The 16,050-nt window shown below is 59.5% G+C and carries 13 protein-coding genes; 8 read left to right on the forward strand and 5 right to left on the reverse strand.

The window, feature by feature from the left end:
* Positions 1-37 precede the first annotated feature (37 nt).
* The 4 genes from mnmG to FHT79_RS30335 are packed head-to-tail and all read left to right on the forward strand — an operon-like array spanning position 38 to position 4,283.
* Positions 38-1,915, forward strand: a complete 1,878-nt coding sequence (gene mnmG, locus FHT79_RS30320) for a tRNA uridine-5-carboxymethylaminomethyl(34) synthesis enzyme MnmG (RefSeq protein ID WP_132574476.1) — start codon at positions 38-40, stop codon at positions 1,913-1,915.
* Positions 1,916-1,940: 25 nt separating this feature from the next.
* Positions 1,941-2,558, forward strand: a complete 618-nt coding sequence (rsmG, locus tag FHT79_RS30325) for a 16S rRNA (guanine(527)-N(7))-methyltransferase RsmG (protein WP_047615890.1) — start codon at positions 1,941-1,943, stop codon at positions 2,556-2,558.
* Positions 2,559-2,577: 19 nt separating this feature from the next.
* Complete coding sequence (locus tag FHT79_RS30330) at positions 2,578-3,372, forward strand: ParA family protein (protein ID WP_063473880.1); 795 nt, start codon at positions 2,578-2,580, stop codon at positions 3,370-3,372.
* A 32-nt stretch (positions 3,373-3,404) separates the two neighbouring features.
* Positions 3,405-4,283 carry a ParB/RepB/Spo0J family partition protein gene (locus FHT79_RS30335; protein WP_047615886.1) on the forward strand — a complete coding sequence of 293 codons (879 nt, stop codon included), beginning with the start codon at positions 3,405-3,407 and terminating at the stop codon, positions 4,281-4,283.
* 90 nt (positions 4,284-4,373) lie between these two features.
* On the opposite strand, the gene holA is transcribed toward FHT79_RS30335, so the two are convergent.
* The 3 genes from holA to leuS are packed head-to-tail and all read right to left on the reverse strand — an operon-like array spanning position 4,374 to position 8,564.
* On the reverse strand, positions 4,374-5,414 hold the full coding sequence (gene holA, locus FHT79_RS30340; RefSeq protein ID WP_132574474.1) for a DNA polymerase III subunit delta: 1,041 nt from the start codon (positions 5,412-5,414) through the stop codon (positions 4,374-4,376).
* A gap of 8 nt (positions 5,415-5,422) precedes the next feature.
* The gene (lptE, locus tag FHT79_RS30345; RefSeq protein WP_132574472.1) at positions 5,423-5,944 is read right to left on the reverse strand and encodes an LPS assembly lipoprotein LptE; all 522 of its coding nucleotides are present in this window, start codon (positions 5,942-5,944) and stop codon (positions 5,423-5,425) included.
* Positions 5,934-8,564: a leucine--tRNA ligase gene (gene leuS / locus FHT79_RS30350; RefSeq protein WP_132574470.1), complete on the reverse strand. Its 2,631-nt coding sequence runs from the start codon at positions 8,562-8,564 to the stop codon at positions 5,934-5,936. Before leuS ends, lptE begins: the two co-directional genes overlap by 11 nt.
* Positions 8,565-8,764: 200 nt before the next feature.
* Between leuS and FHT79_RS30355 the strand changes: the two genes are divergently transcribed.
* The 3 genes from FHT79_RS30355 (at position 8,765) to FHT79_RS30365 (ending at position 12,508) form a co-directional block, all read left to right on the forward strand.
* The gene (locus FHT79_RS30355) at positions 8,765-9,424 is read left to right on the forward strand and encodes a YggS family pyridoxal phosphate-dependent enzyme (RefSeq protein ID WP_047615880.1); all 660 of its coding nucleotides are present in this window, start codon (positions 8,765-8,767) and stop codon (positions 9,422-9,424) included.
* 82 nt (positions 9,425-9,506) lie between these two features.
* Complete coding sequence (locus FHT79_RS30360) at positions 9,507-11,417, forward strand: propionyl-CoA synthetase (protein WP_183904634.1); 1,911 nt, start codon at positions 9,507-9,509, stop codon at positions 11,415-11,417.
* Positions 11,418-11,572: 155 nt separating this feature from the next.
* A complete protein-coding gene (locus FHT79_RS30365) occupies positions 11,573-12,508 on the forward strand; it encodes a flagellin (RefSeq protein WP_047615876.1) in 936 nt (311 codons plus the stop codon).
* A gap of 82 nt (positions 12,509-12,590) precedes the next feature.
* On the opposite strand, the gene FHT79_RS30370 is transcribed toward FHT79_RS30365, so the two are convergent.
* On the reverse strand, positions 12,591-13,289 hold the full coding sequence (locus FHT79_RS30370; RefSeq protein WP_047615874.1) for a DUF1013 domain-containing protein: 699 nt from the start codon (positions 13,287-13,289) through the stop codon (positions 12,591-12,593).
* Positions 13,290-13,520: 231 nt separating this feature from the next.
* Between FHT79_RS30370 and acs the strand changes: the two genes are divergently transcribed.
* On the forward strand, positions 13,521-15,476 hold the full coding sequence (acs, locus tag FHT79_RS30375) for an acetate--CoA ligase (RefSeq protein ID WP_047615873.1): 1,956 nt from the start codon (positions 13,521-13,523) through the stop codon (positions 15,474-15,476).
* Positions 15,477-15,744: 268 nt separating this feature from the next.
* Here acs and FHT79_RS30380 read toward each other — a convergent pair whose 3' ends face one another.
* Positions 15,745-15,969, reverse strand: coding sequence for a DUF1674 domain-containing protein (locus tag FHT79_RS30380; protein ID WP_097544599.1), 225 nt, complete (start codon positions 15,967-15,969; stop codon positions 15,745-15,747).
* Positions 15,970-16,050 lie beyond the last annotated feature (81 nt).

A 16,050-nucleotide genomic window follows, 5' to 3' on the forward strand; every position in this document is an offset into this window, starting at 1 on the left:
TTTCACGTGAAACGTCGGCCGAAACTGGAGTCTTGAAATGACCGATAATGTCTATGATGTGATTGTGATCGGTGGCGGCCATGCGGGGTCGGAAGCCGCCAGCGCGGCCGCGCGCCTGGGTGCAAAAACCGCCTTGGTGACACACAGGCGGGACACGATCGGTGTGATGTCATGCAATCCGGCAATCGGCGGGCTCGGTAAGGGTCATCTGGTTCGCGAGATCGACGCTATGGATGGCCTGATGGGTCGTGTCGCCGACGTCGCGGGCATTCAGTTCAGGATGCTGAACAAGAAAAAAGGCGCAGCCGTTCGAGGACCGCGGACCCAGGCCGATCGAAAACTCTATCGTTTGGCGATGCTGGCAGCGATTGAGGCCACACCTGGGCTGGACATCGTCGAAGGCGATGCGTTCGACCTCGACGTTGTCGATGGGCATGTGGCCGGGGTGATCATGAAGGATGGTCGCATCCTCAAGACTCCTGCCGTCGTTTTGACGACGGGAACCTTTCTACGCGGACTTATTCATATCGGTTCGGAAAAGACGCCGGCCGGCCGTGTCGGTGAAGCGCCGTCGATCGGGCTGTCCGCCACGCTGGCCAGGCTGGGATTGCGCTTGGGACGACTGAAGACCGGGACACCGGCGCGGTTGGACGGAAAGACCATAGACTGGCAATCCGTCGGCCGGCAGGGGGCTGACGAGGAACTCGTGCCCTTCTCCTTTATGACCGACAGGATTACGACGCCGCAGATCGAATGCGGGGTCACCAGGACGACTGAAGCGACCCATCGCATCATTGTCGACAACATCATGCGATCGGCGATGTATTCCGGACAGATCGAAGGCGTCGGTCCTCGCTATTGCCCGTCCATCGAAGACAAGCTGGTAAAATTTGGAGAGCGGGATGGGCATCAAGTCTTTCTCGAGCCCGAGGGACTGGACGACGACACGGTTTATCCGAACGGTATTTCCACCTCTTTGCCGGCGGAAGTCCAGGCAGATTTCATCAAGACAATTCCCGGGCTTGAAGCGGCAAGAATTCTGCAACCCGGCTATGCAATCGAATATGATCATGTTGACCCGAGAGAGTTGACGCTGTCGTTGGAAGTCAGACGGCTGAAAGGTCTCTTTCTTGCTGGCCAGATCAATGGCACCACCGGCTATGAGGAGGCGGCCGCCCAAGGCTTGGCTGCAGGTCTAAACGCGGCGCTGCAGAGCAGCGATTCGGATCCGTTTCATTTTAGTCGGACCAGCTCCTATATCGGCGTCATGATCGACGATCTCACCTCCCGCGGTGTTACGGAGCCGTATCGAATGTTTACCTCGCGGGCCGAATACCGGCTGACTTTGCGTGCAGACAATGCCGACATGCGGTTGACGTCGCTGGCCATTCGGCTTGGCTGCGCCAGCAGCGAACGCGCGCAGCGATTCACAGCCTATCAGGCTGAGATGGACATGGGTCGGGCGCTCTTGCAGTCGCTCACCGTTACGCCGAATGAAGCGCGGCGGGCCGGCTTGAATATCAATCTCGATGGGCAGCGCCGAACCGCTTATGATTTGTTGTCCTATCCGAATTATGATTTTGCTGAACTTCGCCGTGTTTGGCCTGAGACATTTGGTACGATGGGATCCAAGGTGGCGGAAGCGTTGGAAATCGAGGCCGGCTATTCAGTTTATCTGGATCGGCAAGCCACGGCGATTGCCGATCAGCAACGCGACGAGCAACGGCAGATACCGCTCGATTTCGATTACGATGCGCTTTCCGGCCTCTCCAACGAACTCAAGGTGAAGCTCAGCGCGGCTCGCCCCTTCAACATTGCCCAGGCCTCCGTCGTTGAGGGGATGACGCCGGCGGCAATCGCATTGCTGCTTGTGCATTTGCGCCGCCTAACGTCTGCCGAGCGTCAAAGCGCCTGACGACGAGATTTGAAAGTCTTTCAGAATGGAATTAAACGGTTTGCGTGTTTCACGTGAAACACAGGAACGGCTTCAACACTTCGCGGTACTTTTTCAGAAGTGGGCCAAAACGATCAATCTGGTGGCGCCGTCGACACTCGAAGATCTATGGCACCGGCATATCGCTGATAGCAGCCAGGTGTTTCAGATCCATCCTCAACCGATCACCTGGGTTGATCTCGGCAGTGGCGGGGGCTTTCCGGGCGTTATTACGGCGATTTTTCTGGCCGAGCTGCAAAGCGGCTGGGTGCATCTGGTCGAAAGCAACCATAAAAAGGCGGCCTTTCTGCGGACAGCGCTGCGAGAGACGCAGGCGCGTGGGAGTGTGCATACCAATCGAATCGAAGATGCCTATGCCGAGATTGGCGACTGCGGTGCGATTTCAGCCCGAGCGTTGGCCGACCTGGACGGGCTCATGGACTATTCGGCTCCGTGGATGCTGGGCAAGCAAAATTGCCGTGGCTTTTTTCATAAAGGCCGGGATTACCTGCGGGAAATCGACAAAGCACGTGGTCGGTGGGAATTCGATCTGTTAGAACATAAGAGCGCCGTCGAGCAGGAATCTGTTATTTTGGAAGTATCAAATCTCCGGCGCTTGGTTTAACAGATCGGATATTGCGGCAATGGCTGGCGAACGACACCGGATTATCACCATCGCAAATCAGAAGGGTGGTGTTGGCAAAACAACCACCGCAATCAACCTGGCAACGGCTCTTGCTGCCATTGGCGAGCGTGTCTTGATCGTTGATCTCGATCCGCAAGGCAATGCCAGCACCGGCCTCGGTATCGACCGTCGCGATCGCAAACTCTCCTCCTATGATCTGATGGTTGGTGATCGCGGTATCACCGAGGTGACGCTCGAAACAGTGGTTCCCAATCTTTTTATCGTCCCGTCGACGATGGATCTGCTTGGCGTCGAGATGGAAATCTCGCAGCAAAGCGATCGAGTCTTCAAATTGCGGAAAGCCTTGTCTTCGCCTGAAGCAATGGCGTTCTCCTATATTCTTCTGGATTGCCCGCCGTCATTCAATCTTTTGACGATGAATGCCATGGCGGCCGCGCATTCCGTGCTGGTGCCGCTGCAATGTGAATTTTTCGCGCTGGAGGGGCTGAGCCAGTTGCTCGAGACCGTCAGCCAGGTTCGTCGAACGGTGAATCCGCGCCTGGATATCCAGGGGATCGTCTTGACAATGTTTGATGCGCGCAACAATCTCGCCCAGCAAGTGGTCAATGATGTGCGCACCCATCTCGGCGAAAAGGTTTACCATACGTTAATTCCGCGCAATGTCCGGGTTTCCGAGGCGCCGTCCTACGGCAAGCCAGCTATTCTCTATGATCTGAAATGCGCGGGCAGCCAGGCCTATCTGCAACTGGCCTCAGAGGTCATTCAACGGGAGCGCCAGAGACTGGCCGCGTAATATCATTTCAGGGGTGTAGGTGAGTGTAGATCATGAATGACGATGTATCGAAAAGGCGATTGGGCCGTGGCCTCGCGGCGCTGATAGGCGAAATGGATCAGCCTGTCCCGGTGGAAGCCGAGCGGACCATCAGTGCCGACAGGATGATCCCGATCGAGTTCGTCAGCCGTAACCCCCGCAATCCTCGTCGTTTCTTCGATGACACTGAGCTGCACGATCTCGCAAGCTCCATTCGTCAGCATGGTATCGTGCAGCCGATCGTGGTGCGAACGATGTCGCGGGATCGATATGAAATCATCGCCGGTGAGCGCCGCTGGCGCGCCGCTCAGCTTGCCGGATTGATCGAAATTCCAGTCATTGTCCGTGACGTCGATGACAAGACGGCGTTGGAAATCGCCATTGTCGAAAACGTGCAGCGCGCGGATCTCAATCCGCTTGAGGAAGCCTTGGGCTATGAGCAGCTCATCGCGGAATATGGCTACACCCAGAACGACCTCGGCGAGATCATCGGCAAAAGCCGCAGCCACGTTGCCAATTCTCTGCGCCTGTTGAAACTGCCGGACCCGGTTCGTGATCTGCTTGCTGCCGGCAGCCTGTCGGCCGGGCACGCACGCGCGCTGGTTTCGACGCCGGATCCGGCCAGTCTTGCCCGTACGATCGTTGCGAAGGGCATGTCGGTCCGCGATGCGGAGAAGCTGGCGCAGAACAATATCAAGGCACAATCCGAGCCTCCGCCGGCCCTACGGCGCGATCAGAAGGATTCCGACACGCTGGCCCTGGAAAGAACACTTTCCGATGCCCTCGGCCTTGACGTTGCGATCAATCACAAAACCAGTGGCGGGCAGATTAAAATTTCCTACAAGTCGCTGGAGCAGCTCGAGGAAATCTGCCGCTTGCTCGAGCGGCGTTAGAGCGATTCCCAGAAAATAGCGAAGCGGTTTTCCGTCCAGAAGGGCGTGAAGGGCAGAGCGTGCTTCGGTTAGCAGCTGAAGCGCTCCAAATCACGCCGATTTTCGACCGGATTGAAGGGTGGTGGAAAGAAGCGTTTGCATCGCAACGCTGTCTTCCAGTACCTGGCGCCGCCGACTCTGCAGAATTGCGGCCTGCAGGCGATTGGATTCACGGGCGATGCTTTCGGCGGTCCATTGGCGCAGCGCCTGTTCGATGATCGGCTTGCGGCGAAAATGCAGATGCCGCCCCATGGTCTGCATGATCTGAGGCGGCTGCAGGCGTTTTTCCTCCATTTCAGCGCGCATCGTATCGAGAAGCTGAAACTGCTTCAGGCATGCCTGAAGCACGAGAAAGATTGCGGTTTTTGAACTGCTGATCTTCTGCATGGCGTGCAGAAAGGCCGTGAGATCGCCGCTGAGAATCGCGTCGACGGCATCGTCGACGGAGATCGCGCTGGCATCGCCAATTATTTCGGTAACGTGATGTTCTTCAACCGTATCGGCGCCGCGACAATAGAGCGCGAGCTTGCGCACCTCGTTTCGGGAAGCGATGCGATCACCGCCAATCAGTGCGATCAGCGCCTGCCGCGCGGCCGGCGTGATACCGAGTTTCTCTGCACCGAGTTCGGTATCGATCAGCGTATTCAGAGCACGGCTGTCATCGGCGTAAGAGGGGATCGTCATGACGGATCGCGCGGCTTCGGCGGTCTTGCGCAGCAGCGAACCCTTTTTCAGGTCGCCGGCCTCCACGATTAGATAGGCGGCTTCGAGTGGTTTTTCGGCGAGCAGGGCCAGGGAATCGACGAGGTATTTTTCGTTTGCGGCGCCGCGGATCCAAATCAGCTTCTCACCGCCGAACAGCCCGATCGACTGGACCTCATCGACCAATCGTCCGGGATCCTTCTGCAGATCGCCGATATCGAGCTTCGTCAGCGAGAATGGGTCGTCGAGGGCCACACCACTTTTACCGGCAAGCAGACCCGCCCGTTCCGAAACGAGGCCGCGATCCGGCCCATAGATGACGAAGATCCGATAGTTCAGCGCCGACTTCTGCAGAAAGATCTCGAATTCGTGGGATTTTATCTCTGCCACATCTCGCCTCAGCGGCTGAGGGCAGCGGCGATGTCGGCCCCTACGAATTCCGCCGCCTGATCCGCTGCGCGGTTCTCGGCATCACGGATCGCCCGCTGCTTGGCAAATTGCTGTTCGGAGAAATCCACCAGCGCCGTGGCCTGACGGCTGCCGGCCTTGATGACATGATTGCCGGTTATGGCACGCAGCGTGTAGGTGACGGTGACGGTCACCCGGCCGGCTTTCGACGTATCGCCGGATTCCTGAAGCAGCGTATCGGCGACGCTCGAGGTGGCGTGCATCTCAACCTGATATTGCGGGTTTGCGGCTTCGCCGGCGCCACGTGCTGCAAAGAAGATCAGGTGATTGCGAACCTGCTGCTCAACCCGGCTGCCTGCCGGGGAAAAGCCGACGGAGGAAAGCTTTTCGGTGAGACCGGAATTCTCGGAGTAAAGCGGCCGGACCTGGCAGGCAGAGAGAAAAGCCGCGGAGGCAAGGATCATGGCGATGCCGGCATTGCGAGCCAGCTTGCAAGCGATATCAAACGACAATGTTTACAATCCTTTGGGGAACCACGATGATCTTCTTCGGTGCCTGTCCGTTCAGCGCGTTCTTCACCGCATCCAGATCCAGCACGGCGGCGGTGACGGCATTCTGATCTGCATCGCGAGAAATTGTCAATTCGGCGCGTTTCTTGCCGTTGATCTGGACCGGCAGAACGACGTCGTTTTCGACAACGAGCGTTTCGTCGTAGCGCGGCCAGCTTGTCCGGGCAAGCAGCCCTTCGTTGCCGAGCGCCGTCCAGCACTCCTCAGCCAGATGCGGCGTCATCGGTGCGACCAGCTGGATCAGGATCTCTGCGGCATCGCGGACTGCCGCGCGATAGGCGGCATCACCCTCGCCCGCCGCAACCCTGGTCAGCGGTGCGGCCAGTGCGTTCACGAGTTCATAGATGCGGGCGACGGCCTTGTTGAACCAGAGCTTGTCATAATCGTTTTCGACAGCCTTCAGCGTCTTGTGGGCGACCTGTGAGATCGGCAAGGCTTCCCCCTCGCTCGCCGGCGCAGCTGCGACGGCGGAGAGTGTGTCCGCGGCTTCCGAAATCAGCCGCCACAGGCGTTGGGTGAAACGATGGGCGCCTTCGACACCCGCCTCGGACCAAATGACATCACGCTCGGGCGGAGAGTCGGACAGAACGAAGAAACGGGCGGTATCGGCGCCATAGGAGGCGATGATATCGTCGGGATCGACGACGTTCTTTTTCGACTTCGACATCTTCTCGATCGAGCCGATCGCAACTTCCTCGTTGTTGGTCAGCAGGAAGGCCCGGCGTTTGCCGTCGAGTTCGTCGATGCGGATATCGGCAGGGGCCACCCACTCGCGGCTGGCGCCGGCACCGCGGCTATAGGTTTCGTGGACCACCATGCCCTGGGTGAAGAGACCCTTGAAGGGTTCGGTGGCCGCCACGTGACCGGTTTCGCGCATGGCGCGGGTGAAGAAGCGCGAATAGAGCAGGTGCAGGATCGCGTGCTCGATGCCGCCGATATACTGGTCGACCGGCAGCCAGCGGTTCGCGGCTTCGGGATCGGTTGGTTTTCCTTCCCAGGGCGCGGTAAAGCGGGTGAAATACCAGCTCGAATCGACAAAAGTATCCATCGTATCCGTCTCGCGGCGGGCATCCTTGCCGCAGGTCGGGCAGGAGACATGACGCCAGGTCGGATGACGGTCGAGCGGGTTGCCGGGCTGATCGAAGGTGACGTCGTCGGGCAGCTTGACCGGCAGGTCCTTCTTCGGCACCGGCACGACGCCGCAATCATCGCAGTGGATGACCGGGATCGGGCAGCCCCAATAACGCTGACGAGAAATGCCCCAGTCGCGCAGGCGGAAATTGACCTTGCGCTCGCCCTGCGGCGCATTGCCGAGCGAAGCGGCCGCCAGGCGGTCGGCAACGATATTGAAGGCCTCCTCCGTCGTCTTGCCGTCGAGGAAGCGCGAATTGATCATCACGCCCTCACCGTCATAGGCGATATCGCCGACGGCAAAGCTCGCAGCGTCGCCATCCCTCGGCATGACGACGGCCACGACCGGCAGGCCGTATTTGCGAGCAAAATCAAGGTCGCGCTGGTCGCCTGACGGGCAGCCGAAGATCGCGCCGGTGCCGTAATCCATCAGGACGAAGTTGGCGATATAGACAGGCAGCTCCCAGGAGGGATCAAGCGGATGCCTGACGCGGATACCGGTATCCATGCCTTTCTTTTCGGCGGTCTCGAGTGCGGCGAGCGACGTGCCGGCACGGCGGCACTCCTCGCAGAAGGCTTCGATATCGGCATTCTTTGCGGCGGCATCCTTTGCCAGCGGGTGATCGGCGGCGATCGCCAGGAAGGAGGCGCCGAACAGCGTATCCGGCCGGGTGGTATAGACCGTGACTTCACTCTCGCCGGCAGGCGCCGTTTCCGGCACAATCTCCCAACGAATCGTCAGGCCTTCCGAGCGGCCGATCCAGTTCTTCTGCATCAGCCGCACTTTTTCCGGCCACTGTTCAAGCGTGTCCAGCGCGTCGAGCAGATCCTGGCTGAAATCGGTGATCTTGAAGAACCACTGCGTCAGTTCGCGCTGTTCGACCAGCGCACCGGAACGCCAGCCGCGGCCATCGATCACCTGTTCGTTGGCGAGCACAGTGTTGTCGACAGGATCCCAATTGACCTTCGACTGCTTGCGGTAAACCAAGCCCTTTTCCAGGAAATCCAGGAAGAGATGCTGCTGGTGCTGGTAATATTCGACATCGCAGGTGGCGAATTCGCGGCTCCAGTCCAGCGAGAGCCCCATGGCCTTCAACTGCGCCTTCATCGAGCCGATATTCTGGTAGGTCCAGGAAGCGGGATGCACGCCGCGCTCCATGGCGGCGTTCTCTGCCGGCATGCCGAAAGCGTCCCAGCCCATCGGGTGCAGCACATTATAGCCCCGCGCGCGCTTATAGCGGGCGACGACATCGCCCATGGCGTAATTGCGGACATGGCCCATATGGATGCGCCCCGACGGATAGGGGAACATTTCGAGGACGTAATATTTTTCGCGCGGATCGGCATTGTCGGTCTCGAAGACCTTGTCTTCATTCCATTTCTGCTGCCAGCGAGGCTCGGCATCGCGCGGATTATAACGTTCTGTGGCCATCGTATTCGTATTTCCGGAAAATCAGGGGAGTTGGTCGAGACCTTCACCATGAAACCACCGTAGCGTCAAGTTTTGCAGGCGCTGCAAGCGTCCGATCTTGATCACGTGCAAGCGATTTCGCGAAGGCGGGTCTTGGCAAGCACGGGTTGGCTGGTTAGTTCATTGCCAATCCTTTCATGCTGGTATGTCGAGGCAGAACGATGGAACTTCAAGAGCGGTTGAACGACGTGCGATCACGGATTGCGGCCGGGGAACGCGCGGCAGGTCGGCCGGCGGGTTCCGTTCAGCTGGTCGCGGTATCGAAGACCTTCGAGGCGGACGCGATCCGCCCGGCCATCGAAGCGGGACAGCGCGTCTTCGGCGAGAACCGGGTGCAGGAAAGCCAGGGCAAGTGGCCGGCGCTGAAGGCCGAGCGTCCGGATATCGAATTGCATCTGATCGGGCCGCTGCAATCGAACAAGGCGGCGGATGCGGTGGCGCTCTTCGACGTCATCGAGACGGTGGACCGGGAAAAGATCGCCCGCGCGCTTGCCGAGGAGATGAAGCGGCAGGCCAAGACGCCGCGGCTCTACGTCCAGGTCAATACCGGGCTCGAACCGCAGAAGGCCGGTATCGCTCCTGACGACACGCCAGCCTTTGTGGCGCTCTGTCGCGACGAGCTCGGCCTTTCTGTTGAAGGTTTGATGTGTATTCCGCCGGCCGAGGAAAATCCCGGGCCGCATTTTGCCCTGCTGGCAAGACTTGCGTCCAAATGCGGCGTCGGAAAACTTTCCATGGGAATGTCCGGTGACTACGAGATGGCAATCGCCTTCGGCGCCACCAGCGTCCGCGTCGGATCGGCGATTTTCGGCGCGCGCTGAAACTCTGCTTTGGTCGGGCTTCCCGTTCCTCTCACCGCTGCCTAGATTGATATCGAGGCGTGCATGTCCTGGGGAGGAGCAGATGCAGAACGACTATCATCAGGTCTACGCGGCCTGGAAACGCGATCCCGAAGCCTTCTGGCGTGAAGCCGCTGCCGACATAGACTGGTTCAAACCGCCGGAGCGGGTGTTCTCGCCCGACGACGGTGTCTATGGCCGTTGGTTCTCAGCCGGGGAAACCAATACCTGCCACAATTGCCTGGACCGGCATATCGCTGCCGGGCGCGGCGGCGAGACAGCCGTTATCTTCGACAGCGCGATGACCGGCGAGAAGCGGCGTTTCACTTACGACGAGGTGCTTGTCGAGGTAAAGGCGATCGCCGCAACGCTGCTCGAATTCGGCATCGGCAGGGGCGATCGCGTGATCCTCTATATGCCGATGCTACCGCAGGCGGTCTTTTCGATGCTCGCCTGCGCTCGCATCGGTGCGGTTCACTCCGTCGTTTTCGGTGGATTTGCCGCCAGCGAACTTGCAGCGCGCATCGACGATTGCGGTGCGAAGCTGGTGATCACCGCAAGCTGTGGGCTCGAGCCCGGCCGTATCATTGTCTATAAGCCCTTGGTCGACCAGGCGATCGAGATCGCGGGTTCGAAGCCGGAGCGTTGCCTGGTGCTGCAGCGGCCGGAGCTTCGGGCAGATCTCGTCAATGGCCGCGATCAGGATTTCGAGACGGCAGTGGCGCGCCATCGCGGCGCCGAGGTCGCCTGTGTTTCGGTCAAGGCGACCGATCCGCTCTATATCCTCTACACCTCCGGCACCACGGGCCAGCCGAAGGGTGTGGTGCGCGACAATGGCGGCCATATGGTTGCGCTCAACTGGTCGATGCGGAATATCTACGGCTTGAAGCCGGGTGAGGTCTTCTGGACGGCTTCGGATATCGGTTGGGTCGTCGGGCATTCCTATATCGTCTACGCTCCGCTGATATCAGGCGTAACCACCTTGATCTTCGAGGGAAAACCGGTCGGTACTCCGGATGCCGGCACATTCTGGCGCATCGTTTCGGAGCATAAGGTGCGGGTGCTATTCACGGCGCCGACGGCGTTCCGCGCCATTCGGCGGGAGGACGCGGACGGCGATCTGATACGCAAATATCCGATGCCGGATTTGCGGGCGCTGTTTCTTGCCGGCGAAAGGGCGGATCCGGAGACCCTGAAGTGGGCGGAGCGCATGCTCGGCATACCCGTCATCGATCATTGGTGGCAGACGGAGACCGGCTGGCCGATCGCCGCAAATCCGCTCGGTCTCGGCGCCCTTCCCGTCAAGCACGGTTCGCCGGCGCTGCCGATGCCCGGTTATGAGATCGCGGTGCTCGACGATGCCGGCCATCCGATCGCGGCCGGAACGCTCGGCAATATCGTCGTGAAGCTGCCCTTGCCGCCCGGCTGTCTGCCGACCCTCTGGAACGCCGACCAGCGTTTTCGATCGGCTTATCTCGATGAGTTTCCGGGCTACTACAAGACGGCTGACGCCGGATATGTCGATGAAGACGGCTATCTCTTCATCATGTCGCGCACCGACGACATCATCAATTGCGCCGGTCATCGGCTCTCGACAGGGGCCATGGAGGAGGTCTGTGCGCGTCATCCCGATATCGCCGAATGCGCTGTTATCGGCGTGATCGATGCGCTGAAGGGTCAGGTGCCCTGCGGTTTCCTGGTGCTGAAGCGCCATGTTTCCCGTGAGGCGACGGTGATCGAATCAGAGGTCGTGGCGATGATTCGTGATTCGATCGGACCCGTCGCCGCCTTCAAGATGGCCATCATCGTTAACCGGTTGCCGAAGACGCGCTCCGGCAAAATCCTGCGCGGCACCATGCAGAAAATCGCCGACGGCATACCCTGGAAAATGCCTGCAACCATTGATGATCCAACGATTTTGGAAGAAATCGCCGAGGCGCTGCGGGCGCGCGGGTTCGGCTCGCTGCCGATGTGAATTAAACTTTCGGTAAGTCTAATTGAGGAATTGTTAACCATATCGATGCAAGCATTTGTTAACGGCAATGGCTTGCATAGCAGGCTTTGCATGACGCGGTCGCCGTTACCGGCTTAGTCCGGATTGCCCCTTTCTCAACGATTGTGGAACGGATCATGACAAGCATCCTCACCAACAACGCTGCCATGGCAGCGCTGCAGACTTTGCGCGGTGTAAACGATAGTCTCAAGGACACCCAGGGTCGCGTTTCCTCGGGTTATCGTGTTGAAAAGGCGGCTGATAATGCCGCCTATTGGTCGATCGCAACGACCATGCGTTCTGACAATAAAGCGCTTTCGGCCGTCTCGGATGCCCTCGGTCTCGGCGCGGCGAAGGTCGATACCGCCTATTCGGCCATGGACAGTGCCCTCGACATCGTCAGCGAAATCAAGGCCAAGATCGTCGCCGCCACGGAAAAAGGCGTCGACAAGACGAAGATCCAGCAGGAGCTCGATCAGCTGCAGGAGCAGCTGCTCAGCATCGCCCAATCGGCATCCTTCTCGGGTGAAAACTGGGTCGCCGGCGCTTCCGGCACGAAGAGCGTCGTCTCGTCCTTCGTCCGCGACGGCAGCAATGCCGTCTCGGTCAAGACGACGGACTATGTGCTCGATTCAGGCACGCTTGGAAACGTGCTCTTCGGCATGACCAGCACCGGCGCGATCGAAACGACCAGCGGCATCATCGGCACGGCTTTCAACGGAACCTATGGCGGCAAAGTTATCGTCATGGCGTCGATCTATGATCTCGACATTACCGGTTTCACCCAGGGCCAGCTCGACGCGGCCTTGACCGGCGTCGAATTGGTCCTCGGCGCCATGACCGCCGCCGGCTCAGCTCTCGGCTCGATCTCGACCCGTATCCAGCTCCAGGAAAATTTCGTCAGCGGTCTTCACGATTCAATCGACTCCGGCGTCGGACGTCTGGTCGATGCCGATATGGAAGAGGAATCGAGCAGGCTCTCGGCGTTGCAGACGCAGCAGCAACTGGCCGTCCAGTCGCTGTCGATTGCCAACAGCTCGGCGCAGAACATCCTCACCCTGTTCCGCAGCTAAAGCGCGTCGTGATCTTCTACAGGCAATAGGCAATAAAAAACCCCGCCAGACCGGCGGGGTTTTTCATGAGATAACCGATATCTCAGTACTGGTCGTCGTCCTCGTCCTTCGGGGCTGAGCGCAGCGAGCTCAGCTTGCGGAAGACGGCGTCGGCATCGATTTCCTTTTCCTCTTCGCGCTCGTAGCTCGGGGTCAGGCGCTCGGTTTCCTGTGCCGATTGCAGCGTCGCGCCAAGCTCGGCGGCGGTCGGCAGCGGACGACCCTTGGAGGCCTTTTCCACTTCCATGTCCAGATCGATCTGGCTGCAGAGGCCGAGCGTTACCGGATCCATCGGCGCCAGGTTGGCCGAGTTCCAGTGGGTGCGCTCGCGGATCTGCTCGATGGTCGATTTCGTCGTGCCGACGAGGCGGGAAATCTGCGCGTCCTTCAGCTCCGGATGGTTGCGAACGAGCCAGAGAATGGCGTTCGGGCGGTCCTGACGCTTCGAAACCGGCGTATAACGCGGGCCGCGGCGCTTGGATTCCGGCACGCGCACCTTTGGTTCGGAAAGCTTCAGCTTGTGGTTCGGATTGGCTTCGGCGCGGGCGATCTCGTCGCGGGAGAGCTGTCCCGTCGAGATCGGGTCGAGGCCCTTGATACCCTGCGCCGCTTCGCCATCGGCGATCGCCTTGACTTCGAGCGGATGCAGTTTGCAAAACTGCGCAATCTGATCGAAAGACAGTGCCGTATTGTCGACGAGCCAGATGGCTGTCGCCTTCGGCATGAGCAGTGTTTGAGCCATGGATATAGTCCTTCTATCGTCCGCGCCGGTCGCGGTCCGTGGATTGTCACCACAATGTCCGGGAAATATGCCGCTATATAACCGCACTGTCGCAGAATTGCAATTCTTCCAAAATGAAATGACCTTTGTCTAATTGCCGCCACGATGCGAACTGCTATGAATTGCCCGGATTTGAAATCCAGGCCCGCTTTGCCGGCGCGGCCCATCGCATGTCCCATGAGGAGGAGTTCCATGTCGGAGAAGATCTATCCGGTTACGAAGCCGGTGAAGGCGCGCGCCCTGATCGATAAGGAAAAGTACCTGAAATGGTACGAGGAAAGCGTCGAGAACCCGGACAAGTTCTGGGGCAAGCACGGCAAGCGGATCGACTGGTTCAAGCCCTATACCAAGGTCAAGAACACCTCCTTTACCGGCAAGGTCTCGATCAAGTGGTTCGAGGACGGCCAGACCAACGTCTCCTACAACTGTATCGACCGACATCTGAAAACGAATGGCGACCAGGTGGCGATCATCTGGGAAGGTGACAACCCCTATATCGACAAGAAGGTCACCTATAACGAGCTCTACGAGCATGTCTGCCGGATGGCGAACGTCTTGAAGAAGCACGGCGTCAAAAAGGGCGATCGCGTCACCATCTATATGCCGATGATCCCGGAAGCCGCCTATGCGATGCTCGCCTGCGCCCGCATCGGCGCGGTGCATTCGGTCGTCTTCGGCGGTTTCTCGCCGGAGGCCTTAGCGGGGCGCATCGTTGACTGCGAATCCACCTTCGTCATCACATGCGACGAAGGTGTGCGCGGCGGCAAGCCGGTGCCGCTGAAGGACAATACTGATACCGCAATTCATATCGCGGCACGCCAGCACGTGATCGTGGAGAAGGTTCTGGTCGTTCGCCGCACCGGTGGCAAGACCGGCTGGGCGCCAGGCCGCGATCTCTGGCATCACCAGGAAATCGCCACCGTGAAGGCGGAATGCCCGCCGGTGAAGATGAAGGCGGAAGATCCGCTCTTCATTCTTTATACGTCAGGCTCAACCGGTAAGCCGAAAGGCGTGCTGCACACGACCGGCGGTTATCTCGTCTATGCGGCGATGACGCATGAATATGTCTTCGATTATCACGACGGCGACGTCTACTGGTGCACGGCCGATGTCGGCTGGGTCACCGGCCACTCCTATATCGTCTATGGGCCGCTCGCCAACTGCGCAACGACGCTGATGTTCGAGGGCGTGCCGAATTTCCCGGACCAGGGCCGCTTCTGGGAAGTCATCGACAAGCATAACGTCAATATCTTCTATACGGCGCCAACAGCGATCCGCTCGCTGATGGGCGCCGGCGACGACTTCGTCACGCGCTCCTCGCGCTCTTCGCTACGCCTGCTCGGCACCGTTGGCGAGCCGATCAACCCCGAAGCCTGGGAGTGGTATTACAATGTCGTCGGCGACAAGCGTTGCCCTGTCATCGACACGTGGTGGCAGACGGAAACCGGCGGCCATATGATCACGCCGCTGCCAGGTGCCACCGATCTGAAACCCGGTTCGGCGACGACCCCGTTCTTCGGCATCAAACCGCAGCTGGTCGACAATGAGGGCAAGGTGCTGGACGGCCCGGCCGACGGCAATCTGTGCATCACCGACAGCTGGCCGGGTCAGATGCGCACGGTCTACGGCGATCACGAGCGCTTCATCCAGACCTACTTCTCCACCTATAAGGGCAAGTATTTCACCGGCGACGGCTGCCGGCGCGATGCGGACGGTTATTACTGGATCACCGGCCGTGTCGACGACGTGCTGAACGTCTCCGGCCATCGGCTCGGCACGGCAGAGGTGGAATCGGCACTCGTCTCGCACAATCTGGTTTCGGAAGCTGCTGTTGTCGGTTATCCGCATCCGATCAAGGGCCAGGGTATCTATTGCTATGTGACGCTGATGGCCGGTCACGATGGTTCAGACGCGCTTCGCCAGGAACTGGTGAAACATGTGCGGGCGGAAATCGGCCCGATCGCCGCGCCCGACAAGATCCAGTTCGCGCCCGGTCTGCCGAAGACCCGGTCCGGAAAGATCATGCGCCGCATCCTGCGCAAGATCGCCGAGGACGATTTCGGTGCACTTGGCGACACCTCGACGCTCGCCGATCCCGCCGTGGTCGACGATCTGATCGCCAACCGACAGAACAAGGCGACGGCCTGAGATATGGAGCCGCTCCGTCCCTCGCGGCTTCCGGAGCGGCTCCCATTTCGTCGACGCATTGGCGTGCGTTGACCGCAATCACGGGCGAAGCCCTCGGTGAGGCAACGTCCGTCCGTCAAGACGACATCAGGATACGGCAAAAATACTGGAGCCTAAGGCTCGTTAGCCGGATTCTACTTACATAGGCCATCTGCGTGGAGTGCAGCTCCGCCATAGTGATTTCGTAAATCCGCATATTCCGATCGAAAGAAGCCAATAGGAATATTACTCAGAAATCGATCGCCCGGCCGTTGATCTCATAGTCGCCGAAGCGCGCCGGTTCGGCTCCGCCGCGACCGCCGGTCTCCGGCGGCAGTTCCAGCGGTTTCTGGTTCTTCCGCCGCTCTTCGGCTTCGGCAAGCGCGCGCCTGGCAGCCGGGGACAGCGTCTTGCGCGGTGGCTCCGACCCCTCGGCTACCGGCGTTTCGCTATTGTCATTATCAGCGTCCTGCATGCCTTCTCCTGCCGGAAAATATTGAAAATGGCTGGTGAATAACCAAATCATAATGCGCCGGCGCCGGGATTGAAAGCTTGG

The organism is Rhizobium sp. BK212 (assembly GCF_014197475.1).
In the GTDB taxonomy this organism is placed as follows: domain Bacteria; phylum Pseudomonadota; class Alphaproteobacteria; order Rhizobiales; family Rhizobiaceae; genus Rhizobium; species Rhizobium anhuiense.

Coding starts and splice junctions, on each gene's coding strand:
- mnmG (WP_132574476.1), top strand. CDS start 38: ATGACCGATAATGTCTATGATGTGATTGTGATCGGTGGCGGCCATGCG.
- rsmG (WP_047615890.1), top strand. CDS start 1,941: ATGGAATTAAACGGTTTGCGTGTTTCACGTGAAACACAGGAACGGCTT.
- FHT79_RS30330 (WP_063473880.1), top strand. CDS start 2,578: ATGGCTGGCGAACGACACCGGATTATCACCATCGCAAATCAGAAGGGT.
- FHT79_RS30335 (WP_047615886.1), top strand. CDS start 3,405: ATGAATGACGATGTATCGAAAAGGCGATTGGGCCGTGGCCTCGCGGCG.
- leuS (WP_132574470.1), bottom strand. CDS start 8,564: ATGGCCACAGAACGTTATAATCCGCGCGATGCCGAGCCTCGCTGGCAG.
- FHT79_RS30355 (WP_047615880.1), top strand. CDS start 8,765: ATGGAACTTCAAGAGCGGTTGAACGACGTGCGATCACGGATTGCGGCC.
- FHT79_RS30360 (WP_183904634.1), top strand. CDS start 9,507: ATGCAGAACGACTATCATCAGGTCTACGCGGCCTGGAAACGCGATCCC.
- FHT79_RS30365 (WP_047615876.1), top strand. CDS start 11,573: ATGACAAGCATCCTCACCAACAACGCTGCCATGGCAGCGCTGCAGACT.
- FHT79_RS30370 (WP_047615874.1), bottom strand. CDS start 13,289: ATGGCTCAAACACTGCTCATGCCGAAGGCGACAGCCATCTGGCTCGTC.
- acs (WP_047615873.1), top strand. CDS start 13,521: ATGTCGGAGAAGATCTATCCGGTTACGAAGCCGGTGAAGGCGCGCGCC.
- FHT79_RS30380 (WP_097544599.1), bottom strand. CDS start 15,969: ATGCAGGACGCTGATAATGACAATAGCGAAACGCCGGTAGCCGAGGGG.